This is a genomic window from Microbacterium sp. DMC48 (assembly GCF_056313825.1).
The window spans coordinates 689,541-712,099 of sequence record NZ_JBQUZN010000003.1 but is presented as its reverse complement, the minus strand read 5'-3'; the positions used below and the strand labels follow the sequence as shown (position 1 = coordinate 712,099).

The window sequence follows — 22,559 nt, the reverse complement described above, 5'->3', positions numbered from 1 at the left end:
TGCTGCGGCATCCGCCCCTTCGGCGTTCGCGGGGGCGTGAGTCGAAACGTCTAGCGGGCGGCGCGGAAGCGTCGGGCCGCGGCGACGAGCGCGGCGAACAGGCGCCGGTCGGCGGCATCCTCTTCGGGGTGCCATTGCACCGCGACGAACCACGGCCCTTCGATCGTCTCGATCGCCTGCGGGAGACCGTCGTCGCTGCGGGCGCTGACGACGAGACCGTCGCCGACCCGGTCGATGCCCTGATGATGGTAGCTGCGCACCGACAGGTCGCCGGCGCCGACGATGTCCGCCAGTCGTGTGCCGTCTTCGACCGTCGCCGTGTTCGTCGCGAACACGCCGCCGCCGAGCTGATAGCGGCCCGTGCCCAGCGCCTCCGGCAGATGTTGGTGCAATGTGCCACCCGCGGCGACGTTCGCCAGCTGCAGACCCCGGCAGATGCCGAGAACGGGCATCCCGCGACGACGTGCGCCGGCCAGCAGCGCCAACTCCCACGCATCGCGATCGGTGCGGGGCTCGTCGGTCTCGGGGTGGGGCGCGGCGCCGTAGAGAGCGGGATCGACGTCGAGGCCGCCGGTGAGGACCAGCCCGTCCAGACCGTCGAGCACCGCGTCGGCGGCAGCATCCGGGTCGGGCTGCGGTGGCAGCAGCACCCCTGCGCCGCCGACCGCGGTGGTCGCGTCGAGGTAGACCTGGGGCAGAAAGGCCGCGCGCACGTCCCACACACCCTGCTGGGCGCGCTCGAGGTAGGTCGTGAGGCCGATGACGGGTCGTAGGTCTCTGGCGGGGGCGCTCATGCGGTTCCTGTCGCCGCGGGAGGAAGTGACGCAGCGGTCGCCGCCGCATCGAGCGGAGCCACGTCGACCGAGACGCGCAGCGTCGAGTTCTTCGCCTTGGTGAAGATGATGCCGCGCACCGGCGCGACGTCCCCGTAGTCGCGACCCCACGCCACCGTCACGTAGCGGTCGTTCGCCCACTGGTCGTTCGTCGGGTCGATCGCCAGCCACTGGTCGGTGCCGGGCAGCCACACGGCGAGCCACGCATGCGACGCGTCGGCGCCGAACACCCGCTCCTTGCCGGGCGGCGGCTGCGTCGCCAGATAGCCCGAAACGTAGCGGGCGGCGACCCCGTGCGAGCGCAGGCACGCGAGCGCCACGTGCGCGAAGTCCTGACAGACCCCCGCCCGCGCGCGCATCGCATCGCCCACAGTGCTGGTGACGGTGGTCGCCGTCTTGTCGTAGTCGAAGTCGCGGTAGATCCGCTGCATCAGATCCGTCGCGGCCTCACCGATGGGTCGACCGGGCGTGAGCGACACGGCACCGTACGCCGCGGCCTCCGGCTCGTGGCGCACCCGCGGCGACTCCAGGGCGTACTCGACGGCCCGCCACGCCTCGGGCAGATGAGTGTTCAGCAACGGCCGAGCCTGCTCCCACGGGAGTGCGAGCGCGTCGGCGTCGTATGTGGGCGTCTCGACGGCGACGACACTCGAGGCGGTGATCGTCAGCGCCTCATGCGGGTCGGTGAGGTGGAAGTAGGTGGCCGAGTTGCCGAACGCGTCGGTGTCGGGCGCGATGTCGCCCGGAGCCGGGTCGACCTGGACGCTCGCCTCGGTGACCTCCTGCCAGGGCAGGCCGCGGGGTACGAGATGGAACTGGCCGACGCTGTCCTGCACGGGCTTGCCGTACGTGTAGGCGGTGCGGTGCCAGACGCGGTAACGCATCACGCGCGGGCCTCCATCAACTCGACGAGGGACAGGTCGGTCATCGCGACGGCGGGCGGCCCGCTCTCGAAGTGGAGATGGGTGACGGCATCCGAGAGCTGTTCGAGCTGCGCCGTCACATCGGCCATGAAGGCGACGAGCGTGGTGCGTCGACCGTTATCGACGACGTCCAGCGCGGCGACGTCGATGGCGGCGAGTTCCGTTTCGAGATGATCGAGCAGGCGCTCCGCCCGGGTCGACCCCGTGGATGCCGGCATGGCGGCCAGATGCTCGCGCAGACGCGCGAGCGCGAACGCGAGCGAGCGCGGGTTGCTGTGATCGAGCAGCAGCAGATCGAGCACGTCGGCGGCCCGCATCGATCCGCGGTAGCGACGGCGGTGGGTCACGACGCTCTCGGCCGCCAGGAGGACGGCCTCCAAGACGCTGCGCTCGGCGCGGGGCGCGTGGCGTTCAGCCAGACCCGTCGACAGCAGTTCGGACAGCTGCAGTCCGCGCTCCAGGAAGCGGCCGGCTTCGATCATGTGCCAGCCGGTGTCGCGGATCATGTTCGCCGTGATGCCGTACAGCGACAGCATCGCCGAGAGCATGCGCCCTCCCGACTCCGCCGTGCGGTGCGGGTGGGACGAGCCGCGCAGCGCGCGGGTGGCGCGATCGATCGTCGCGAAGACCCGCCACGTGTCACCGGAGAGCTGGTCGCGGACGCCTTCCATCGCCTCGCGAAGCCGCGCGATCGAATGCGCGGCGGAGCCGGGACGACGAACGTCCAGCAGCAGCGAGCGGAACTCCGCCTCGGGGTCGAGCGAGCGCATTCCGGCCAGACGCCCGAGCACATCCAGCAGGACGCGGGGGCTCTCCGCCAGCCGGCCCGCCACGTAGGCACGAGGCTGGTCGAGCTCGGTCTGCGCCGTCAGCAGCAGCCGCAGAAGGTCTTCCGCGCGCTCCGCGTAGCGGCCGGTCCAGAACATGTCGGCGTGCGCGCGGGGAGCCAGCGGCGGGACGCTGCGGGCCGTCGGTGCAGGTGCGATCTCGGTCAGGTTCTGGTCGGGGTCGTCCTCCGAGGCTTTCAGCACCCACACGTCTTTCGTCCGCGGGAGCGCATCGGGGCTCTCTCGCACGGTCGCCAGACCTCCGACGAGCGGACGGTACGCCGACCCGTAGCGCAACGCGAACGCGCGGAGCGTCAACGGCAGCGCGTCGATACGCGCACCGAGATCGTCGGTGCTCGACCAGACCGGGGTTTGCGAGAGCGGCAGCAGGTCCTGCCCGACGAACCGGTGCGGAGCCGACTGGACTCGCGCGATCAGGTCGTCGGCCGACATCTCGCTGAACGCCTTGCGCGGTTCGTCGATCGTGCGCACGATCAGGCCCCGATCTCCCGCGCGCACGCGCGACAGCACCCGGTCCCTCGCCTCCGGATCGCCGCACCACACCGTCGGCACCGACGGAATGCGCAACTGCTCGCCGAGGAGGTATTCGCACGCCGCGGGCAGATAGGGGAGCAGCCCCGGGTTCTCCAGCACGCCGGCTCCGAGGCCGTTCACCAGGCGCACATGGCCGCGGCGTACGGCCTCACTCAGCCCGGCGACGCCCAGCCGTGAGTCGCCGCGAAGTTCCAAGGGGTCGCACCACGCGGCATCCACCCTGCGGATGATCACGTCGATGCGGTCGGTGGGGCGCGTGCGGGGCCAGCCGGCGGGCTTCATCCAGACGAACCCGTCGCGCACGACCAGATCGCTGCCCTGCACGAGCGGGAAACCGAGCGCGCTCGCCAGGAATGCCTGGTCGAACGCCGTCTCGCTCAGCGTGCCGGGAGAGAGGATGACGACCCGCGGGTCATCGATCTCGGCGGCCACCGACGACAGCAGCGCGGCGCGCAGCGCCGAGAAGTACGGGTCGATGCGGTGGAGGTTCTCCTCCTGGAACAGGTCGGGCAGCACCTGCGAGATCACCCGGCGATTCTCCGCGGCGAAGCCCAGACCCGACGGTGCCTGCACGCGATCGGCGAGGACGTGCCATTCGCCCTCGGCGTCGCGCCCGAGATCGGTCGCCGCCAGCAGCAGCGGATGAGGGTCGACGGCGCTCGCGCGGGCCAACGGGCGAGTGAAACCGGAGTGGCCGAAGACGACGGCCGACGGCACAATCCCTTCGCGCATCAGATTCTGCGGTCCGTACAGGTCGACGAGCAGCGCGTTCAGCAGCTCGGCCCGCTGCGCGAGCCCGACCTCCAACGGCGACCAGCCGGCCGCGTCGAACACGAACGGCACCGGGTCGAGCTGCCATGGCTGCGGTCCGGAGTCGCCGCGCAGGTACGAGACGCCGTCGTCCGCGAGAAAACGCGCGATCTCGCCGTCGACGCGCTGCAGATCCTCGCCCGTGAGGCTCAAGGCGTGCGCCGCCAGCGCCTTCCATCCGGGGCGGAGCGCCCCGTCGGCATCCACGAACTCGTCGTAGCGAACCGCCTCGGCCGACGGCGACAAGGGCAGCGTCGGCTGCGACACCGTCGCGGCATAGTCGCGCAACACACTCACGGCGAAGTCCTTCCCGGCTCCAGCGTAGGGGGCAATACAGTGGGTCGGTGACCCTTGCCGACCCCACCGAAGGCACCAGCCCGGCCCGCCCCGTCGTCCGGCCCGCGCGGACCTCGGATGTCCGCGGCATCCTCGCCCTTCTCGAGCCGTGGGTGCAGCGGCGGATCCTGCTCGGCAAGGAGATCGTCACCCTGTACGAATCGGTGCAGGAGTTCGTCGTCGCCGAGCAGGACGGCGAGCTCATCGGCTGCGGCGCCCTGCACGTGATGTGGGAGGACCTGGGCGAGATCCGCACGCTCATCGTCGCGGAGGACTGGCTGCATCACGGTGTCGGCGGGGCGATCGTGACGCAGCTGGAGGACCGCGCGATCGACCTCGGTCTGTCGCGGCTGTTCTGTCTCACCTTCGAGGTCGACTTCTTCCGTCGTCGCGGTTTCGCGCCCATCGGGGAACAGGTCGTCGACCCCGACGTGTACTCGCAGCTGCTGCGCAGCCCCGACGAGGGTGTCGCGGAGTTCCTCGACCTCGCGCACGTCAAACCGAACACGCTCGGCAATACCCGCATGCTGAAGAACCTCTGAGCCCCGCGCGCCCCGGCAGGAGACCGGGATACTGCGGCCTAGCCTGGAGGAGTGAGCACCCCGACGCGCCGTTCGCGACGCCCCAGCCCCGCCGTCTACCGGCGGCGCCGGCTCGTCGCCGTGCTGATCGTCCTCGTCATCATCGCGGCGATCGTCCTCGCGATCTGGCAGCCGTGGCGCGCGTCTCAGCCCGCCGTGCCCGCATCGAGCCCGTCGGCTACGACGCCCCTCGCCTCGGCATCCGCTCCGACCGCATCCGCCGCACCCGCCGATGCCTCAGCGCCGCCGGCAGCGCCCGAGCCCACCCCTGACACCTCGGGGACGACGCCCACGGTCGCGGCCTGCTCGACGGCAGCCATCTCGGTGCAGGCGGTCACGGATCAGGACGTGTACAGCGCGGGCGAGCTGCCCAAGCTGTCGATCACGCTCTCGAACACGTCGGGCGCGGCGTGCCTGATCAACGTGGGGACCGCGACGCAGTCATTCGTGATCACCAGCGGCACCGACACGTGGTGGCGTTCGACCGATTGCCAGTCGGAGTCCAGTGATCAGGTCGTTCAACTGGCAGCGGGTCAGACCGTCTCCAGCGTGACGCCGCTGCAGTGGGACCGTACGCGATCATCGGTCGACACGTGCGGGTCGTCGCGGCCGCAGGCCTCGCCGGGCTACTACCACCTCTCGGTGTCGATCGGCGGCATCCAGGCGGCGGATACGAAGGTGTTCGAACTGCGCTGAGCCCGCGATCATCGCCATTCGGGATATCTAGGCAGTGATATATCTCTAACTCTGAGAGATTTCTCATCTGAGAACCAGCCGCCGCCTCACGGGCGCGGTTAGCCTTGTTCGTAGCTCTCGTGGCGAGCCACCGTCGCCCCCAACGGCGGTCGCCGTGTCACCCCCAAGACCGGCATTCGGCAGATCGCCCGATGAGCCCAGGCCCTCTCGATTCTCCCAGCCCCCAATGTGGGGATCGAGAGGGCCCCCCTTTTCTGCGCGGGGTCCGTCACGCCGGGTGCGGTCAGCGCGTCGACGCGGTGCGGGAGGCGCCTCGTATGCTGGAGGGATGGCCGGAAAGAAGCGCGCGAAGCCCCCGCTCGAGTTCCGCAACACGCAGCTCGCCGACGCCCTGCAGACGCAGGACATGGCAGCTCTGGCCTTCGCCCTGCGTCACGGCCCGACGGTGGTGCCGCTCATGCGCCCCGGTCAGCGCGACGACCCTCGCGACACCGGCGAGGTCTGGACGTACCGCGATCCGAACACCGGCGATGTCGCGCTGCTGCTGTTCAGCGATGCGGCGAACAAGCCCGCAGCTCTTCCCCCCGCGGTGGCGCTGCACTCGCCCGCGTGGCTGCGCAGCTTCCTCGCGGCCCACGAGTCGGAGATCACGACGGTCTTCTTCGACATCGCGGGACCGCACGCGATGCAGGCCTCGCCCGCGGATCTGCTGGCGGCGCTCGCTCTCGAGGCCTGACCGGCGGCGTGCTCAGAAGTCGGGGCGGTCGCTCGGCTCGCTCGGATGGTGTCGTGCGAGGTCGCGCAGGGCGCCGCGCAGGTCGCGGGATGCCGTGTCGATGACGGACCGATAGCCGACCCGGTTCGCCTCGTTGCGGCGCTGCTCGTGAGCAGTGACGGCTCGCACTTCGCCGGCCAGACTCAGCTCACCGATGGCGACCAGACCCTTCGGGGTGGCCCGCCCCGTGACCGCGCTCGCGACGGCGAGGGCGATGGCGAGGTCGGCGGCCGGCTCGATGAGACGCACGCCGCCCACGGTGGACACGTAGACGTCCTGATCGGATACCCGGATGCCGGCGCGCTTCTCGAGCACCGCAAGCACCATCGCCACGCGTGCGCCGTCGACGCCGCTGACGATGCGCCGTGGGTTGGGGCCCGAGCCGGGCAGCGTGAGCGCCTGCACCTCGACCGGCAGTGCGCGTCGTCCCTCCATCGCGATGGTCACGCAGGTGCCCGGTTCGCGTGATCCGTGGCCGAGGAAGAGGGCGCTGGGGTCGGGCACCTCGGCGATGCCGCGACTCGTCTGCTCGAAGCAGCCGACCTCATCGGTGGCACCGAACCGGTTCTTGAGGGCGCGGACGAAGCGCAGCGCGGTCTGCCGGTCACCCTCGAAGTGGCAGACGACGTCGACCAGGTGCTCCAGCACGCGCGGCCCCGCGACCTGCCCGTCCTTCGTGACATGGCCGACGATGATGACCGGAAGATCACGCTCCTTCGCCACGCGGATGAGTGTCGACGCGACCTCGCGCACCTGGCTGGGATGCCCCGGCGCGCCGTCGACGAGGCTGGAGCCGACCGTCTGGACGGAGTCGACGATCAGCAGCTCGGGACGAGTGTCGTCGACATGGCCCAGGATCGTGGCGAGGTCGGTTTCGCTCGCGAGGTAGAGCTCGTCGTGGAGGGCGCTGGTGCGCTCGGCGCGCAGGCGCACCTGTCCGAGCGACTCCTCGGCGCTCACGTACAGCACGCGCCGACCGGCGCGGGCGGTCTGTGCGGCGACCTCGAGCAGCAATGTCGACTTCCCGACGCCGGGCTCGCCGGACAGCAGGATGGCCGCACCGGGCACGAGGCCCCCGCCCAGCACGCGGTCGAACTCGCCGACGCCGGTGGTCCGCCGCGGCGTCTCACGCGTGTCGATCGAGGTGATGGGGCGCGCCGCACGCGTCGGCGCGAGCGGCGTCACCGCATGCATCGGTGTCGACGACACAGCCTCGACCACCGTTCCCCACTGCTGGCACTCCCCGCATCGCCCGACCCACTTCGCGCTCGTCCAGCCGCACTCGGTGCAGCGGTACGCGCTCGTGGTCGCGGTGCGCTTTGATGCCATGCGTTCAGGCTAGTCGCGGCATCCGACAGTAGCGCCGGCCACCCCGTGGACGGCGAGAGATCAGCGCAGCGAGTCGGCGACCTCGCGGAGGGCGTCGGCCGAGCGACGGAACAGACCGAGCTCGTGGTCGGAGAACGACGTCTCGCGGATCGGCACTGCGCCGGCCGCCGAGACGACCGCCGGGACGGACAGGGCGACACCGCTCACGCCGTGGAAGTCGTCGAGCACGGCCGAGACCGGCATGACGGCGTGTTCATCGTCGAGGATCGCCTCGACGATGCGGGCGCTGGACAGGCCGATCGCGTAGTTGGTCGCACCCTTGCCCTGGATGACCTTGTAGGCGGCGTCGCGCACGTCGACGGCGATCTGGTCGAGCTCCTCGACCGTGAACGGCGGCTGACCGTCGAGGGGCTGCCACTCCAGGATCGGGACGGTGCCGATGGTCGCGTGCGACCACAGCGGGAACTCGGTGTCGCCGTGCTCGCCCACGATGTAGGCGTGCACGCTGGAGATGGAGACGCCCGCACGCTGCGCGATCTTCCAGCGCAGTCGCGAGGTGTCGAGCACGGTGCCCGACGCGAAGATGCGCTCGTAGGGCAGGCCGGTGGTCTCCTGCGCGAGCACCGTCAGCACGTCGCACGGGTTGGTCACGATGACGAACGTCGCGTCGGGAGCGACGTCGAGCAGCTGCGGCATCATCGACTTCAGGATGTTGGCGTTGACGCCGGCCAGCTCGATACGGGTCTGCCCCGGTCGCTGCTTGGCGCCCGCCGTGATCACCACGACGTGCGAGCCCTTCGCGACCGAGATGTCGGCACCGCCGATGATGTCGCTCGACCCGGTGAACTGGGCGCCGTGTGCCAGATCGAGAACCTCAGCCTCGGTCTTCTCCGCGGCGATGTCGTAGAGGGCGACGTGGCGGGCCGAGCCGCGGATGAGGGCCGCGTAGGCCACGGAGGATCCGACCGCTCCCGCGCCGACGACGGTCAGTTTCGAGTTCTCGATCACGCTCATGGCCCCAGTCTGACAGGCCGGGGGATGCCGCGGCCACCGCGGGCCGCAGCCGTGCGAAACGGCGGTGTGCAGGGGGGTCTTGCGGACGGCGTCCGAGGGGCGAAGGATGCCGGCATGACGGACGATGCCCCTGCCCTGCCTCCGGTGGTCGACCTCGACACCTGGCGGCGCGAGTTGGCCGCTCTGCGCGTGCGCGAGAAGGCGGCGACCCGAGAGCTCGACGCGATCGCTGCGCAGCGGCGACGTCTGCCGATGGTCGAGCTGCCCGACTATGTGCTCGAGGGTCCCGACGGTCCCGTGCGCCTCGTCGACATCTTCGGCGACAGGCGACAGTTGATCGTCTACAGCCACATGTGGACGGACGGGAAGCCGTGGCAGTGCCCGGGCTGCACGAGCTGGACGGCCCAATTCACGCGGCTGGAGTTCCTCGACGACTACGACGCACGGTTCGTCATCGTGACGCAGGGTCCGATCGACGAGGCGCTCGCCTACCGGGAGCGTGTGGGCAACCGCATGGACTGGTATTCGACGGCGCACAGTCCGTTCGGGGCCGACATGGGGGCGCCGCCGGACGCGGGGTTCGCGGTCAACGTGTTCCTGCGCGACGGCGAGAAGGTGTACCGCACGTGGCACACCGACGGGCGCGGCACCGAGCAGCTCGGACACCTTCACGGCCTGATCGACGTGCTGCCATACGGGCGGCAGGAGGCGTGGGAGGATTCGCCGCCCGGGTGGCCGCAGCATCCGACCTACGAGGGCGGCATCGGGTCGCCCGGCATCGCGGCGCTCTACGGGCCCGGAGGCTCCGCCGCCGGGTGAGCGACTCCCTCGGCATCTCCTCCCGACGCAGCGGAGGTGGATCGCCGAGGGTTGCGGATGCCGAGAAGCGAGACCAGCCCGCCGACGATGAGAAGCGCGGCCGTGGTGACCGCCGCCCGGTGGAAGCCCGCCAGATCGAGTGCGCCACCGGTGATCGCGGCAAGGGCTGCGATCGGCAGCAGCCCCGCCACGCGGGCGACGGCGTTGTTGACCGCGGAGGCGATGCCGGATCGCTCCGGGTCGGCGGCCCCGAGGATCGTCGAGGTGAGGGGAGACACGGTGAAGGCGAGTCCGAGCCCGAACACGACCATGCCCGGGAGCACCTGCCACCAGTAGTCGAAGTCGTCGGCGACGAGCAGCAGCAACAGCGCGCCGACCGACATGATGAGTGGCCCGACGGTCATGAACAGACGCGGTCCCCATCGTCCGACCAGGGTGCCGATGCGTGAGCTGAGCGCGATCATGAGCAGGGTCGAGGGCAGACTGGCGAGGCCCGCGAGGGTCGCGCTGAGGCCGGCCCCCTGCTGCAGGTAGACGGCCAGGACGAACCCGTTGAGGGCGAGCGCCGCGTAGATGAACAGCGTCGACAGGTTGCCGGCGGAGAAGTTGCGGCTGCGGAAGAGATCGAGCGGCAGGATCGGGTCGGCGACCTGGCGTTGTCGCCAGACGAATCCGGCGAGCAGCACGAGGCCGGCGAGCCCCGGCATCCAGATCGCCGGGGACCCCCAGCCGAGGTTCGGCTGCTCGATGAGGGCGAAGACGGCCGCGCCGAGGCCGAGGGTGCACATGATCGCCCCGAGCACGTCGACCCGGGCGCCCGCGCGGCGTTCGTCACGGTGCTCGAGCCGTGTCAGCAGCCACAGCGCGATGCCGATCGGCAGCAGGTTGATCCCGAACGCCCATCGCCACGAAGAGTTGTCGACGATGAGTCCGCCCACCAGGGGGCCGATGATCATGGCGCCCGTCGTGGATGCCGTCCAGATGCCGATGGCGCGAGAGCGCAGCGGTTCGTGCATCGTCGCGGTGATGAGGGCGAGAGAGCTCGGCACGAGGAAAGCCCCGGCGGCACCCTGGACCGCACGTGCGGCGACGAGGAGTTCAGGGGTGGGGGAGAGGGCGACACCCACCGAGGCGATGCCGAAGCCGATGAGGCCGATGCGCAGCACGAGAACCCGGCCGAACGCATCGCTCACCGCGCCGGCCACCAGGATGAGGGCACCCAGTGTCACGAGGTAGGCGTCGACCGTCCACTGCTGGGTTGACAGGCCGCCGCCGAGGTCGCGGGCGATGGCGGGGAGGGCGACGTTGACGATGGTGCCGTCGAGGAAAGCGACGAACGACCCCAGGATGGCGATCACGAGGACGAGTCGCTGCTGTGGTGTCATCTGCCGCGTCATCGCCCGAGCTCTCCCATGCCCTCACGCTAGGGCGCCCCGGCGACATCGTGAAGGGGGTGGGCAGGGCCACCCTCGCTGCAGCCGGTTCGCGGCATCCCGCGGAGTGTCGTAAGCTAGTCGGCGGTGACGTGTCCGAGCGGCCGAAGGTGCAACTCTCGAAAAGTTGTGTAGGGTAACCCCCTACCGTGGGTTCAAATCCCACCGTCACCGCCATCACGAAGGCCCCGACTCCCGCGAAATCGCGCGGATGTCGGGGCCTTCGTCATCGGTGCTTTCGCTGTCGGTCAACCGCCATAGCGGACGTAGAAGGAGCCGGGGCCGCAGGTGTAGGTCGCGGGTCCCGCGGTGTGCACGCCTTCTCCGAGGCGAGCACAGGTCTGCCCGGCATCCACCACGGTGGCGCCGAGCACGAACACGATCACCAGTGTCACGGCGACGCCGGCGCCTGCGATGACGACGCCCGCGAGCGCGAGTCCGTTGCGGTGCCCCTGCCGACGAGAGCCGACCAACGCGATGATGCTGATCGCGAGTCCGGCGAGATTGAGGATGACGAAGAACGACAGCACGAATCCGACGATTCCGAACGTTCGGTAGGCATCGGGTGTCGGCGAAGGTGCCGTGGCGAGGGGGCTGTCAGCGGGGATCGACATGAGGTGACCATATCGGTGCCGGCGCTCGTTGATCACGAGCACCGGGAAGGCCCGAATGTCACGGCACTTGACATCCGTATAGTAAGCGCGCATATTAAATCCATGATGGAACTCGCTGCCGCCGTCCGCACCTCCTCCGCCGCGCCCGCAGACTACTTCGCGCGATGGATCGACCACGCGTCATGGCCGGAGTGGTCGCCCGACACCGAGTGGGTGCGTGTGGAGGGCCCCGTGCGCGCCGGCACACGGGGCGTATTGAAGCCGGTGGGCGGCCCGAAGACCCGGTTCACGATCTCCGAGTGCGAGCAGGACCGCGTGTACACCGACGTCAGCAGCGTGCCGGGGGCCCGCCTCACGTTCCGACACACGGTGGAGTCCGCGCCCAATGGGTCCACGCTCACCGTCCGCGTGTGGATGACCGGTCCCCTCGCGCGGGTGTGGGCGCGGACGGCCTTCAAGGGGTTCTCGGTCTCGGTCCCGGAGGATCTCGATCGTCTCATCGCACTCGTCGAGACCCCGTGACAGAGTGGCTCTCGGTGCCGATCGAGGAGGCGAAGAACGACGCATGACAGCGGGGTTGCACACGCGATTCGAGTCCGATGACGCCAGCCCGGGATTCATGCTCTGGCGTGTCACCAATCGGTGGCAGGCGGTGATGCGCCGCACGCTCGCACCGTTCGACCTGACGCACGTGCAGTTCGTGCTGATCGCCGCCCTCACCTGGCGAGCCGATCCTGAAGGAACCACCCAGGTCGACCTCGCCCACACCGTGCGCACGGACCCCATGATGGTCTCGCAGGTGCTCCGCGCGCTGGAAGCAAAGGGGCTCGTCGAACGGCGCGTCGACCCCGCTGACGCCAGGGCGCGGCGCGTGCTGGCCACCGCTGCAGGGGAGCGCCTGGCGAGGGCGGCCAACAGTGCGGTCGAAGCCGCAGACGACGACTTCTTCGGTGCGGATTCCGGCCTGCCGATGCGGCTCATCGAGCACCTCTCGCGCCTGGATCGGTAAGGCGGCTTTCGTCGAGTGCCGCGGGAAACCACCGATTCCGGTGGTCGAAACGGCCGCGCCGAGGCAGCCGCTGCGGGCACGATGGCGCTTAACGTGACCGACCTGGGACTTGTCGGCCGCGTCGCCGCGGCGACTCCCCGACGCCTCGGCCCCCCGTCGAAGGAACGTCGACCATGACCTCAGACACTGCCGTCACCCGCGCCCGTCGCCGACAGCGCGGCACCGATCGCGACGCGACCCCGCAGCCCGCCACGCACGCGCGCCCTTCCACAGCCCGCATCGCGCGATCTCGGGTCGCACTGATCTCCTGCGTGGTGCTGTGGATGCTCTACCTCGCCACGGTGATCGTCGCCCTCTCGCGCGGCGGTGCGCTCGTCGACGCCACCCAGCTGCTGGCCACAACCGTGTTCCTCGTCTCGGTGACCGCACTCACTTTCTCGGCCTGCATGTACCTGCTCGCGCGGGCGGGCGCGCTCCCTCGTCTCGCGGCGCATCGCCACCCCCGCCGCATCGCGATCGATGAGCACTACTCCGACCACGAGCCCCTGCTGACGGCGTTGTTGCCGTCGCGGCGCGAGGATCCCGACCTCGTGCGGATGGCGCTCTGGTCCGTGGCGCTGCAGGAGTTCCCGCGGCTGAACGTCGTGTTGCTGCTCGACGACGACCCCGAGCCGATCGACGATGCGGCGCGCGCGGGGTTGGAGGGATGCCGCGCCCTGACGGCGGAGCTGGATGCCGCGCTGCGCCCGGTCTTCGAGCGCGTGGATGCCGCCGCCGCCCGCATTCGCTCGGGCGCGCTCTCCCCCGCCGAGGCGACGGAGGTCGTGATGCGCGAGCACGCAGCGTGCGCGCGGTGGCTGCACGCACGTGCCGACGAGGCGCCGACGCGGACGCACGTGGAGGTCTTCTTCGTCGAGCAGGTGCTGCGACGGCTGGCATCCGATCTCGACGCGACCGCCGCGGCGCTGCTCGAGGCCGCGGAAAGCGGTGCGGCGCCCCTGACGCTCGCCCGTGCTCATCAACTCGCCAGCCGTCTCGTGCGGATCTTCGGAGCCGAGACCTCCACGTTCGAGCGCCGGCGCTATGCGTCGTTCTCGCACGTGCCCAACAAGGCCATGAACCTGAACTCCTACCTCGGCCTCATCGGCGGTCGCTACCGGGAACGGGTGGTGGATGGGCGCCGTGTGCTCGAGGATGCCGGGACAGGACGCGGCACGCTCGAGGTGGCCGAGCCCGACTTCGTGCTGACGCTGGACGCCGACTCGATGCTGCTGCCGGGATACTGCGCGACACTGGTGCACGCCCTCGAGCAGCCGGAGAACGCGCGCGTGGCGGTGGCTCAGACCCCCTACTCGGCCTACCGCGGGGCTCCGACGCGGCTCGAACGCATCGCCGGGGCGACCACCGACCTGCAGCACATCGTGCACCAGGGCCTCACGGCATTCGGGGCCACATTCTGGGTGGGCGCGAACGCCGTGCTGCGCTGGCAGGCTCTGGCATCGCTGCGGCGTGAGACGGTGGAAGACGGCACGCGCATCGTGCGATACATCTCCGACCGGACGGCCATCGAGGACACCGAGTCGAGCATCGAGATCGCCGAACACGGCTGGACGCTCATGAACTACCCGGAGCGCCTCAGCTACAGCGCCACACCGCCCGACTTCGGCTCCCTCGTCATCCAGCGCCGCCGCTGGGCGGACGGCGGACTGCTGATCATCCCTGCCCTGCGCGCCCTCGCGGCTCGCCGCCGCCGGGACGGCGAGCCGATGCGCGTCGCCGAGCGGCTGCTCCGGTTGAACTACCTCGGTTCGATCTCGTGGGTCACCCTGGGCCTGCTCGCCGTCCTCACGCTCTACCCCATGGACGGGCAACTGGTCACCCTCCTGCTCATGCTCATCGCACTGCCGTATTTCGTCGAGATGGCCTCGGATCTGCGCCTCCTCGGCTACCACCGGCGGGACATCGTCGCCATCTACGGACTCAATCTCCTTCTGCTGCCCGTCAACCTCGCCGGCAGTGCGGCGTCGGTGCTGCAGATCCTCACCGGGCGCAAGGCACGGTTCGCGCGGACGCCGAAAGTGTCGTCGCGCACCCGCGTGCCGGCGTTCTTCGTCCTGGCGCCCATGGCGATGGTGCTCGTCGCCGGCGCCGTCGGCGTGCGCGCGGGCACGGCCGGGGCGTGGGGGACCGCGGTGTTCGCGGGCTTCACCGCGGTCGCGACGCTGTGGGCGATCGTGCGCCTCATCGGGGTGCGTGCCGCGGCATCCGATCTCTGGTTCGCGTGGATGGACTGGATCTGGGTGGAGAAGAAGGATGCCGCCGCGCCCGCCCTCGTCACCTCGCCGCGGTGGGCCGTGGTGCTCGACGACGGTCCGCGCGAGGCGATCGGGGCGCTCTCATGAGCCCGGTGCACGCGCCCCGGCGCTCGCGATTCGCCGGACGAGAGCTGTCGTTCGGGCGGCTCGCTCTCAGCGTGGCCGTCGTGGTCGCGCTCGGGCTCGGCGCGACCGCGGCCGCCGTCGTGCCGACGCTGCCCCCGACGGCGACGGGCGCCGATGCCGCCCACCGCTGGTTCGCGCCGTACTACGACGTCACGCTCGAATCCGGTGATGAGCTGTCGCGCAGCACGATGGATGCCGCACCCGGCGGACTGGTGCTCGCCTTCGTCGTCGCGGCGAGCGACGACGACTGCACGCCCACGTGGGGGCGGACATACACCCTCGACGACGCCGCACAGCGCTTCCAGCTCGATCGTCGCGTCGAGCGGATGCACCGAGAGGGGCGCCCGCTCGCGGTGTCGTTCGGCGGCGCCCTGAACACCGAGCTGGCCTCCGCGTGCACGACGGTCGACGCCCTGGCAACGGCGTACGGCACCGTGCTCGACCGGTACGGCATCGACACGGTCGACCTCGATATCGAACGCGACGCCCTCGACGACGCGGCGGCGACGACCCGCCGCGCCGCTGCGATCGCGCTGCTGCAGAAGCAGCGCAGTGCCGAAGGCAGGGCGTTGCGGGTGTGGCTCACCCTGCCGGTCGCCCCCGACGGTCTCACCCCCCAGGGATCCGCCCAGGTCTCGTCGATGCTCGACGGCGGCGTCGAGGTCGCCGGCGTCAACGCCATGACGATGGACTTCAACGCCGACGATCGCACAGCCTCGACCTCCGCGCTCGCGATCAGCGCGCTGAACGCCACCGCGCGCCAGGTCACCGACCTGTGGGGCGCCCACGGTCGTGCCCTGCCGCCGGGCGGGGCCTGGGCGCTGCTGGGTGCGACCCCGATGATCGGCCAGAGCGACATCGAGCGCGAGGTCTTCACCCTCGATGACGCCCGGGCGCTCGCCGCCTTCGCCTCCGCGCAGGGCGTCGCGCGGATGTCGATGTGGTCGCTCAACCGCGACCGCACCTGCGGATCGAACTACCCGCTCGTGCATCGGGTCTCGCCCCTGTGCAGCGGCATCGATCAGGCCGGCGTGAGCTTCGCCGGCATCCTCGCCGACGGGCACACCGGCACGCCGTCGGGGGAGCCCGTCACCCCGTACGACGGCCCGGTCGTCCCCGACGACGCCACCACCAGTCCCTTCCCGTTGTGGACGTCGCAGTCGTTCTACTCGGCGGGGGTGTTCGTGGTCTGGCGCGGCTCGGTCTACGTGTCGAAGTGGTGGAACGAAGACGGCCCCCAGCCCGACGACCCCTCCCTGGATGCCGCGGCCTCGGCCTGGACCTACGTGGGCCCCGTGCTCTCGTCCGACCGCCCGTTCACCCTTCCTCAGCTGCCGGAGGGCACCTACCCGGAATGGTCCGCCGCCGCCTTGTACAACCAGGGCGACCGCGTCATGTACGACGGCAGCGGATACGAGGCACGGTGGTGGTCGCGCGGACAGCGCCCCGATCGATCGGTGCTCGACCACGACTACTCGCCGTGGAAGCTCCTCGACGGGTCGTGACCGCTGACGGCGTCGAACACGTGTGGGCGGCCGTCGACGGCGATGGTCGCCCGCACCGCTCTTCCGTCCGGATGCAGGCGCCCGACGACGTGCCGACGTGCCTCGGCGACGCTCTCGGCCATCCAGCCCACGGCCGCTTCGATACCGTCGTCCGCGCACCCGCCGCTGTCATCGAGCAGAACGACGTCGACTCCGCGCGCACGCGCCGCGGCGACGGCGCTGCGCAGAGGTTCACGTGCCAGCCCGCCGGCTCGGAGGTCATCACGCAGCCGGCCCTCCTGCGCCGCGTACGCGCGGCGCTCTTCGGATGAGGGAGGGCGCCCTTCGGCGATGCGGTTCAACAGCGGGACCACGGAGGCGGCGAGATCGTCGGCGCGTTCGCGCAGTTCGGCACGAGCCGACATCGACCAGCTCTGCCTCTCCGCCGCGGCGACGGCCTCGTGATGCAGCACGACGATGCGGCTCTGCATGCGCGCGATGACGTACAGCATCAGCGCGGCGACCCCGACGACGAGCCCCGGGCGGGTGACCAGCTGGAGGATCTGACCGGCGGCGACGCCCTGCGCGGCTCCCGCCGCGATCAGGACGCCGACGACGAGCGCGGCGCCGACCAGTGCCGTGCCGGTGCGTCCTCGCAGGGCCAGCGGCACGAGCAGGAACGACAGCGCCATCACCGGCCACAGGGTGCCGTAGGTGAGCGGGGCGACGACGACCGTCGCGATCGTCGTGCCGACCACCAGGGCGATGACACCGAACGACCGGGGCCATGACGGCGCCGCGGGCAGCGACCGGCGCAGCAGCTCGGCGGTCGTCAGGATCAGCACCAAGGCCGCCAGCTGCAGGGCCCACGTGTGCGGTGCCATGACCGTCGCGGCGGCTGCGCACAGCCCCTGCAGAACGACGTAGCCCACGCCGATACGGGTCACGCCGCGCCGCAGCGCCGCGGAGTCGGTGACCGCCGCCATCTCGACGCCGACGGCGGGTTTCGCGTACCGCAGTGTGACGCGGGTGCCGACGCCGGGCGCGGAGACGATCTCGGCGGCGCCGCCCGAGAGGCGTTCGATGCGCCCGACGATGCTCTGGCGGATGCCGAGCCGATCATCGCCGATCCGGGCCATCTCGAAGCCGGGACCATCGTCGACGATGTCGATGCGCACGTCGTTCTCCCGTGCGCGCAGATGCACCTGTCGCCGCGCGAGCGGGGCATGCCGGGCGGCGTTGGTCAGCGCCTGTCGTGTCGCCCCCAGCATCGCCGTGGTCACCCCGTCATCGAGCAGGAGGGGGCCGTCGATGTCGCAGGTCAGCTCCGCACCGTGCCGACGGGCTTCCATGACGAGCTCGGCATCCAGGGGGAGAGGCTCGCGTGCGCCGTCGTCGACGAGAGATGTGACCATCGCCGCCGCGCGCCGCGCCTGGACGGCGAGCCGATCCAGCGGAACGGGCAGCTCGGAGGCGGCCAGCACGAGCGTCGCCAGCACCTCGTCGTGGACGAGGGCGGCCGCGTGCGTCCGCGCCGCCAGGCGGCCCCGCTCGGACGACTCGCGGGCGGCGGCGGCACGCCGCTCGGCCGCGGCGGCGTCCAGCCCGGCGCCCACCGACAGCACATGCCCGCCCAGCACGCAGACCACGGCCGCGGTCAGCAGGGCGTGCGAGTCGTTGACGATTCCGTCCAGATCGGAGCCTCCGAACGTGAGACGGTAGGCGACTCCCGCGAGGGTCCCGATCGCCAGGGTGGCCCACGCCGCACGCGGACCGAAGGCGACGAGAGCGCAGGCCGTCGCGGCGCTGGAGGCGGTCAGCACCCATGGCATGCGCTCCACCTCCGACATCGCCGCCGCCGGGGCGAACAGGATGACCGTCGCCCAGAACAGCACCGTCGCCGCCCCCGCCGTACGGCGCAGCATCCGGGTGCTCAGCAGGGGAGAGGCCGCCCCGCCCACGATGGTGGTGGCCGCCGCGGCGATCACGACGATCAGATACCAGAGGGGGAGGACGGGGTGTTCGCGGGCCACGACGGTGACGTTGAACGTGCCGACGGCGGCGACCATCGCCCCGCTGGTGGCCAGCAGCACCCGCCGAGCCGCCCGCTCCGCGGCATCCGTGTCACTCACGCCGTGGCACCGGCACGTAGCCGTCTTCGAGGCCCCGCTGATACAGCTCGACCTTCGTCGCGGCCGGGCGCCCCAGCTGGTGGTAGACCGAGCGGATGCGACGGAGGTGATCGTTGACCGTGTTCTCGGAGATGAACAGCCGCGTCGCGACGTCCCGCGCCCCCAGCCCCGAGGCGTACAACGCCAGGACCTCGCGTTCGCGTGCGGTGAGGGGGGCGCCCTCCAGCAGGGGATCGGTGTCGAGCGCCGAGGCCCATTCCGCCGTCGAGACGTGTTCGCCGCGCGACGCTGACACGATCGCGGTCAACAGGCCCGCCGACGGCGCCGACTTCCTCACGACGCCGCGGATGTCGGCGCGTGAGGCGGCGCGCACGAGGTAGGGGTCCTCGCCCGAGGTCAGCACGAGGACCTGGGCGCCCCACTGGCGCAGCGCCGCGACGTTGTCCGCGGGATGAGTTCCGTCGCGCAGGCTCAGATCGAGCAGCACCAGATCGGCGCGCGGCGAACGACGCACCAGCTCGTCGACCGTGCGGGCGTGACCGACGAAGACGACCTCGGATGTCGCGGCGAGGAGGTTCTGCACCGCCATCGCGACGAGCTCGTGGTCGTCGACGACGGCGACGGATGCCGCATCCACCATCCCCAGGACACCTCTCTTCGAGCCGACCCCCCGGCGGTGGATGTGCCGCACCTCGCGCCGCTCCAGAATAGGGGCACGACGCGAGGCGCGCGCCGTCGATTCCGCATTATTACCGGTGGGCTCGCGGCGGCGTCCCCTCACGCCAGCAGCGTCTCGCCGATGTACCCGCCCGGCTGGCATCCCGGAGGGATGGCGAACACCGCCGACCCGATCGGCGTCGTCCACTCGTTGAGCAGGTCGAGCTCGTCGAGCCGCCGCTGGATGGGCACGAACTGAGCGTCGACGTCGGCCTGGAACGACACGAAGATCAGTCCGGAATCGGAGACGTCTCCCCCTGCCGGTCGCTCGTCGTAGTTGTAGCCACGACGGAAGATCCGCTGTCTCGCATCATCGGGCCGCGAGCGACGCATGTGAGAGAACTCGGGGATCACGGGGAAGCCGATCGGGGTCTTCGCGTCGAAGTCGGGCTCGTCGTGCTCGGCCGTGCCAGTGAGCGGCGCGCCGTTGGACAGGGTGCGGCCGACGGAGTCCTCTCGACCCGGGCGGTCCAGCTTGTCCCACTTGTCGAGGTCCATGTGGATGCGGCGGACGACCGCGCCGGTGCCGCCGGCCAGCCACCCGGCATCCGACCAGACGACCTCGTCGAAGTGCGTCGTGCCGGGTTGCGGGTTGGCGGTGCCGTCGACCTGACCGAACAGGTTGCGCATGGTGGTGCCGGGAGCGACCGTGCCGTACGCGCGACGGAACCCCTGCTGCGTCCAGCGGACCTGGGCGAAGCTGCGCGCGTCCTTCAGCAGCATGCGCGTCGCATGGGCGACGGTCAGCGGGTCGTCGCCGGCGATCTGCAGCAGCAGGTCACCGTGGTTGAACTCGTCGCGCAGGCGGTCGATCCCGAACGGCGGCAGCGGCCTCAGCCATGCGGGCCCCGTGCCCTGGGCGCGGGCGACGAGGCCCGGCCCGAAGCCGAAGGTCACGGTGAGGCGCGCCGGTGCTGCGGCGAGTTCCGGTTCGGAGTCGGCGAGGGCGGGTGAGCCCTGGGTGAGCCGCCCGGCGTCGTCGGACAGGACGCGCAACAGGCGCCGCAGCCCCTCGCGGTCGACGTCGGCACGAAGATCGAGCGCGACGAAGGTGGCGTGCGCCTGGGCGTCGGTGTCGATCCCGGCCTGATGCACGCCGTGGAACGGCACGACATCCGCGCCGTTGAGCGGGACGGATGCCGCCGCCGGCGGGCCCGCGGGTGCCGTGGAGGTGAGGGCGAGGTCGACGCCGATCGCAGCGGCGGCGCCGACACCGGCGACAGCCCCTCCGAGGAGGAACTGCCGCCGGGTCGACGACGGTCGACGCGCGCCCTGTTCGGGCGCCGCCATCAGTGGCTCGGCGTCGTCGAGGGGGTGGGGCTCATCTGCATGTCCCCGCCCTGATAGTTCTCGTTCGCGCCGGAGTAGTCCTTCACCGGCGCCGAGAACTCCGTGGTCGAGCCGTCGGAGAACGTCAGAGTGAAGGTGGTGTCCTCCCCGGCTTTCAGAGGAGCGGTCAGGTCCATCAGCATGATGTGATTGCCGCCCGGCTGGAGCACGAAATCGCCCCCGGCCGGAATGACGAACCCGCCGCTCTTCTCCTTCATGACCATGGCGCCCGACGCATCGGCGACGGTCTCGTGCAGCTGCAGCATGGACGATGCCGGCGAGGTCGCCGACACGAGAGTGATGTCCGTCTTCGAGTCGTTGTGGAGAGTGCCGAAGGCGGCGGACATGCCGGAGTCGGCCGCCTTGACCCACGCGTCGGAGATCGTCACGGCGGCGCCGCTGGTGTCGGCGGCGCTCGCCGACGTCGAGGGGGTCGATCCCGCCGACGGGGTCGTGGTGGCGCACCCGGCGAGCGCCAGCAGGCCGACGCTCAGCAGAGCGCCGGCGCGCGCGGCGACGGTCAGGCGGGTGCGGGTGGTGGTGTGGATGCTCACTGTGAAGTGCCTTTCTTACGGCGGAGGAGATGGAAGGCGGCGTAGGCGGCGACGGCGATGATCGCCCCGCCCGCGCCGACCAGGAGGATGCGGATGATCCCCTGGTCCTCTCGTGCGCTCTGGTCCTGTGGGGTGGTGTCGGCGGTGGAGGCGGCGTCCGATGCTGCGCGCGTCGCCGGCGTGGCGACGGGTGTCCGCGTCAGCGGCGCCGCGCCTCCGATCGTGAACGGGATGACCCCGCTGATCGGATGCCCGTCCTGCGAGACGACGCGCCAGCGGATCTCGTATCCGCCGGCGGGAAGCGCCGGAACGAGCGGCACCGACACCACGCCGTTGTCGACGGCGGGTGCGGCCGCTGCCCAGTCCTTCCCCGCGCCGTCGGCGACGATGACGGCCGCACCGATCGTCAGCACGTCGGCCGAGAAGGTGAGCGTCACCTCCGTCGGCGCGCTGTCGAGTGCCGCGCCCGGGCTCGGACTACTCGCCAGCAGCTCGTCGTGAGCCGCGGCCGGCGCAGCGGGCACGAGCACTGCCGCGGCCGCCAGGGCCGCGGCGAGAAGGGCAGCTCGCAGATGAAAACGGGACGACGACACAGCACACCACCGATCGATCGCACGCCGATGCAGAGACGTCCGGGTGGACGACGCGTCGGCGCGCACGCGGATCCCCGCCCGGACTTCGCGTCACGGGCGGGACAGGGATCAGAGCGCGAGAGTCAGGGGCGGGCCGCGGCGCCGATCATCCCCGACATGCGCCGCGGGGCGGACGATCCAGCCGATCGTCTCGGCCAGGAGGGGGACCGGAAGAGCGGTCGGGGGCAGCGCGGCGGCGCGCGCAGCGATGCGTCGCGCCCAGGCGCGGATGTCGGCCGCGAGCGTCAGCAGCGCCCGGGCGGCACGTTCGCCGCGGTAGAGCAGCGCCACGGTGACGATCGCAGCGATCGCGTGCAGCGCCCACATGGCCGGGTCGGCGCACAACGCGGAGAGGAACCCCGCGGCCGGCGCGGTGCTCGCGGCATCCATCCCGAGGCTCATCGCGCCGTGATCGTGATGCGACATCGCGGGCATCGCTGCCGTGGGCGCGACCGCGCCCATGACGAACAGCGTGTGGAACAGCGCCTGGCTCAGCACCACACTGGCGCCGAGCCGCGCGAAGGAGAGGGAGCGGCCGGCGAGCAGCGTCGATGCCATGAGTGCGAGCAGCCACGGGGCGAGGATGCCGAGCGGCCCCGGAACCGCGCCTCCCGCGACGACGTGCGACAGCAGCGCCGTGAACGTCGCGACGGAGGCGACGATCGCACCCCGCGCGACGCGCGGAGTCCGGGAGCGACGCATGCGCCCAGTCTGCC

At 71.0% G+C, this 22,559-nt stretch carries 21 protein-coding genes and 1 tRNA gene; 9 read left to right on the top strand and 13 right to left on the bottom strand.

Going from position 1 to position 22,559, the window contains the following annotated elements:
- Positions 1–50: 50 nt before the first annotated feature.
- From ACT53O_RS03315 to ACT53O_RS03305, 3 genes are read right to left on the bottom strand one after another with little or no spacing between them, the layout of a single operon-like run.
- Positions 51–794 (bottom strand): gamma-glutamyl-gamma-aminobutyrate hydrolase family protein, encoded by a 744-nt coding sequence (locus ACT53O_RS03315; RefSeq protein ID WP_112932337.1) that lies wholly within the window; start codon positions 792–794, stop codon positions 51–53.
- On the bottom strand, positions 791–1,717 hold the full coding sequence (locus ACT53O_RS03310) for a transglutaminase family protein (RefSeq protein WP_294981714.1): 927 nt from the start codon (positions 1,715–1,717) through the stop codon (positions 791–793). Before ACT53O_RS03310 ends, ACT53O_RS03315 begins: the two co-directional genes overlap by 4 nt.
- Positions 1,717–4,245, bottom strand: coding sequence for a circularly permuted type 2 ATP-grasp protein (locus ACT53O_RS03305; RefSeq protein ID WP_476151324.1), 2,529 nt, complete (start codon positions 4,243–4,245; stop codon positions 1,717–1,719). Before ACT53O_RS03305 ends, ACT53O_RS03310 begins: the two co-directional genes overlap by 1 nt.
- Positions 4,246–4,292: 47 nt before the next feature.
- On the opposite strand from ACT53O_RS03305, the gene ACT53O_RS03300 reads away from it, so the two are divergent.
- From ACT53O_RS03300 to ACT53O_RS03290, 3 genes are all read left to right on the top strand, one after another.
- Positions 4,293–4,826, top strand: a complete 534-nt coding sequence (locus ACT53O_RS03300; protein WP_005050645.1) for an amino-acid N-acetyltransferase — start codon at positions 4,293–4,295, stop codon at positions 4,824–4,826.
- A 51-nt stretch (positions 4,827–4,877) separates the two neighbouring features.
- Positions 4,878–5,561, top strand: coding sequence for a hypothetical protein (locus ACT53O_RS03295; protein ID WP_239640081.1), 684 nt, complete (start codon positions 4,878–4,880; stop codon positions 5,559–5,561).
- A 328-nt stretch (positions 5,562–5,889) separates the two neighbouring features.
- Positions 5,890–6,297 (top strand): dehydrogenase, encoded by a 408-nt coding sequence (locus ACT53O_RS03290; protein ID WP_112932341.1) that lies wholly within the window; start codon positions 5,890–5,892, stop codon positions 6,295–6,297.
- Between the two features lie 12 nt (positions 6,298–6,309).
- Here the strand turns inward: ACT53O_RS03290 and radA are convergent, their stop codons facing one another.
- Both radA and ACT53O_RS03280 read right to left on the bottom strand, forming a co-directional pair.
- Positions 6,310–7,665 (bottom strand): DNA repair protein RadA, encoded by a 1,356-nt coding sequence (gene radA / locus ACT53O_RS03285; RefSeq protein WP_112932342.1) that lies wholly within the window; start codon positions 7,663–7,665, stop codon positions 6,310–6,312.
- Between the two features lie 60 nt (positions 7,666–7,725).
- Positions 7,726–8,679: an L-lactate dehydrogenase gene (locus ACT53O_RS03280; RefSeq protein WP_016463670.1), complete on the bottom strand. Its 954-nt coding sequence runs from the start codon at positions 8,677–8,679 to the stop codon at positions 7,726–7,728.
- 114 nt (positions 8,680–8,793) lie between these two features.
- On the opposite strand from ACT53O_RS03280, the gene ACT53O_RS03275 reads away from it, so the two are divergent.
- Positions 8,794–9,498, top strand: a complete 705-nt coding sequence (locus ACT53O_RS03275) for a DUF899 domain-containing protein (protein WP_433720188.1) — start codon at positions 8,794–8,796, stop codon at positions 9,496–9,498.
- Here the strand turns inward: ACT53O_RS03275 and ACT53O_RS03270 are convergent.
- Positions 9,468–10,895, bottom strand: coding sequence for an MFS transporter (locus ACT53O_RS03270; protein WP_433720190.1), 1,428 nt, complete (start codon positions 10,893–10,895; stop codon positions 9,468–9,470). The genes ACT53O_RS03275 and ACT53O_RS03270 overlap by 31 nt on opposite strands.
- 122 nt (positions 10,896–11,017) lie before the next feature.
- On the opposite strand from ACT53O_RS03270, the gene ACT53O_RS03265 reads away from it, so the two are divergent.
- Positions 11,018–11,108: transfer RNA gene (locus ACT53O_RS03265), tRNA-Ser, on the top strand.
- 71 nt (positions 11,109–11,179) lie between these two features.
- On the opposite strand, the gene ACT53O_RS03260 is transcribed toward ACT53O_RS03265, so the two are convergent.
- Complete coding sequence (locus ACT53O_RS03260) at positions 11,180–11,545, bottom strand: hypothetical protein (RefSeq protein WP_135948639.1); 366 nt, start codon at positions 11,543–11,545, stop codon at positions 11,180–11,182.
- A 102-nt stretch (positions 11,546–11,647) separates the two neighbouring features.
- Here ACT53O_RS03260 and ACT53O_RS03255 point away from each other — a divergent pair, with 102 nt between their 5' ends.
- From ACT53O_RS03255 to ACT53O_RS03240, 4 genes are all read left to right on the top strand, one after another.
- A complete protein-coding gene (locus ACT53O_RS03255; protein ID WP_347418283.1) occupies positions 11,648–12,067 on the top strand; it encodes an SRPBCC family protein in 420 nt (139 codons plus the stop codon).
- A 43-nt stretch (positions 12,068–12,110) separates the two neighbouring features.
- On the top strand, positions 12,111–12,554 hold the full coding sequence (locus ACT53O_RS03250; RefSeq protein WP_476151323.1) for a MarR family winged helix-turn-helix transcriptional regulator: 444 nt from the start codon (positions 12,111–12,113) through the stop codon (positions 12,552–12,554).
- A 173-nt stretch (positions 12,555–12,727) separates the two neighbouring features.
- Complete coding sequence (locus ACT53O_RS03245) at positions 12,728–14,956, top strand: glycosyltransferase family 2 protein (protein WP_476151322.1); 2,229 nt, start codon at positions 12,728–12,730, stop codon at positions 14,954–14,956.
- Positions 14,953–16,500 carry a carbohydrate-binding protein gene (locus tag ACT53O_RS03240; RefSeq protein WP_476151321.1) on the top strand — a complete coding sequence of 516 codons (1,548 nt, stop codon included), beginning with the start codon at positions 14,953–14,955 and terminating at the stop codon, positions 16,498–16,500. The genes ACT53O_RS03245 and ACT53O_RS03240 overlap by 4 nt, the downstream gene beginning before the upstream one ends.
- On the opposite strand, the gene ACT53O_RS03235 is transcribed toward ACT53O_RS03240, so the two are convergent.
- The 6 genes from ACT53O_RS03235 to ACT53O_RS03210 form a co-directional block, all read right to left on the bottom strand.
- The gene (locus ACT53O_RS03235; protein ID WP_476151320.1) at positions 16,467–18,611 is read right to left on the bottom strand and encodes a sensor histidine kinase; all 2,145 of its coding nucleotides are present in this window, start codon (positions 18,609–18,611) and stop codon (positions 16,467–16,469) included. The genes ACT53O_RS03240 and ACT53O_RS03235 overlap by 34 nt on opposite strands.
- Positions 18,604–19,392 carry a LuxR C-terminal-related transcriptional regulator gene (locus ACT53O_RS03230; RefSeq protein ID WP_476151319.1) on the bottom strand — a complete coding sequence of 263 codons (789 nt, stop codon included), beginning with the start codon at positions 19,390–19,392 and terminating at the stop codon, positions 18,604–18,606. Before ACT53O_RS03230 ends, ACT53O_RS03235 begins: the two co-directional genes overlap by 8 nt.
- Positions 19,389–20,618: a Dyp-type peroxidase gene (locus ACT53O_RS03225; protein ID WP_476151318.1), complete on the bottom strand. Its 1,230-nt coding sequence runs from the start codon at positions 20,616–20,618 to the stop codon at positions 19,389–19,391. Before ACT53O_RS03225 ends, ACT53O_RS03230 begins: the two co-directional genes overlap by 4 nt.
- Positions 20,618–21,211: a copper chaperone PCu(A)C domain-containing protein gene (locus ACT53O_RS03220; protein WP_239639970.1), complete on the bottom strand. Its 594-nt coding sequence runs from the start codon at positions 21,209–21,211 to the stop codon at positions 20,618–20,620. The genes ACT53O_RS03225 and ACT53O_RS03220 overlap by 1 nt, the downstream gene beginning before the upstream one ends.
- Positions 21,208–21,804 (bottom strand): copper resistance CopC family protein, encoded by a 597-nt coding sequence (locus ACT53O_RS03215; RefSeq protein ID WP_476151317.1) that lies wholly within the window; start codon positions 21,802–21,804, stop codon positions 21,208–21,210. The genes ACT53O_RS03220 and ACT53O_RS03215 overlap by 4 nt, the downstream gene beginning before the upstream one ends.
- Positions 21,805–21,912: 108 nt before the next feature.
- Complete coding sequence (locus ACT53O_RS03210; protein WP_036317833.1) at positions 21,913–22,545, bottom strand: hypothetical protein; 633 nt, start codon at positions 22,543–22,545, stop codon at positions 21,913–21,915.
- Positions 22,546–22,559 lie beyond the last annotated feature (14 nt).

Excerpts from the sequence above, each read along its gene's own strand:
- ACT53O_RS03210 (WP_036317833.1), bottom strand. The coding sequence starts at position 22,545 with ATGCGTCGCTCCCGGACTCCGCGCGTCGCGCGGGGTGCGATCGTCGCC.
- ACT53O_RS03225 (WP_476151318.1), bottom strand. The coding sequence starts at position 20,618 with ATGGCGGCGCCCGAACAGGGCGCGCGTCGACCGTCGTCGACCCGGCGG.
- ACT53O_RS03270 (WP_433720190.1), bottom strand. The coding sequence starts at position 10,895 with ATGACGCGGCAGATGACACCACAGCAGCGACTCGTCCTCGTGATCGCC.
- radA (WP_112932342.1), bottom strand. The coding sequence starts at position 7,665 with ATGGCATCAAAGCGCACCGCGACCACGAGCGCGTACCGCTGCACCGAG.
- ACT53O_RS03250 (WP_476151323.1), top strand. The coding sequence starts at position 12,111 with ATGACAGCGGGGTTGCACACGCGATTCGAGTCCGATGACGCCAGCCCG.
- ACT53O_RS03255 (WP_347418283.1), top strand. The coding sequence starts at position 11,648 with ATGATGGAACTCGCTGCCGCCGTCCGCACCTCCTCCGCCGCGCCCGCA.
- ACT53O_RS03280 (WP_016463670.1), bottom strand. The coding sequence starts at position 8,679 with ATGAGCGTGATCGAGAACTCGAAACTGACCGTCGTCGGCGCGGGAGCG.
- ACT53O_RS03275 (WP_433720188.1), top strand. The coding sequence starts at position 8,794 with ATGACGGACGATGCCCCTGCCCTGCCTCCGGTGGTCGACCTCGACACC.
- ACT53O_RS03310 (WP_294981714.1), bottom strand. The coding sequence starts at position 1,717 with ATGCGTTACCGCGTCTGGCACCGCACCGCCTACACGTACGGCAAGCCC.
- ACT53O_RS03260 (WP_135948639.1), bottom strand. The coding sequence starts at position 11,545 with ATGTCGATCCCCGCTGACAGCCCCCTCGCCACGGCACCTTCGCCGACA.
- ACT53O_RS03290 (WP_112932341.1), top strand. The coding sequence starts at position 5,890 with ATGGCCGGAAAGAAGCGCGCGAAGCCCCCGCTCGAGTTCCGCAACACG.
- ACT53O_RS03240 (WP_476151321.1), top strand. The coding sequence starts at position 14,953 with ATGAGCCCGGTGCACGCGCCCCGGCGCTCGCGATTCGCCGGACGAGAG.
- ACT53O_RS03315 (WP_112932337.1), bottom strand. The coding sequence starts at position 794 with ATGAGCGCCCCCGCCAGAGACCTACGACCCGTCATCGGCCTCACGACC.
- ACT53O_RS03245 (WP_476151322.1), top strand. The coding sequence starts at position 12,728 with ATGACCTCAGACACTGCCGTCACCCGCGCCCGTCGCCGACAGCGCGGC.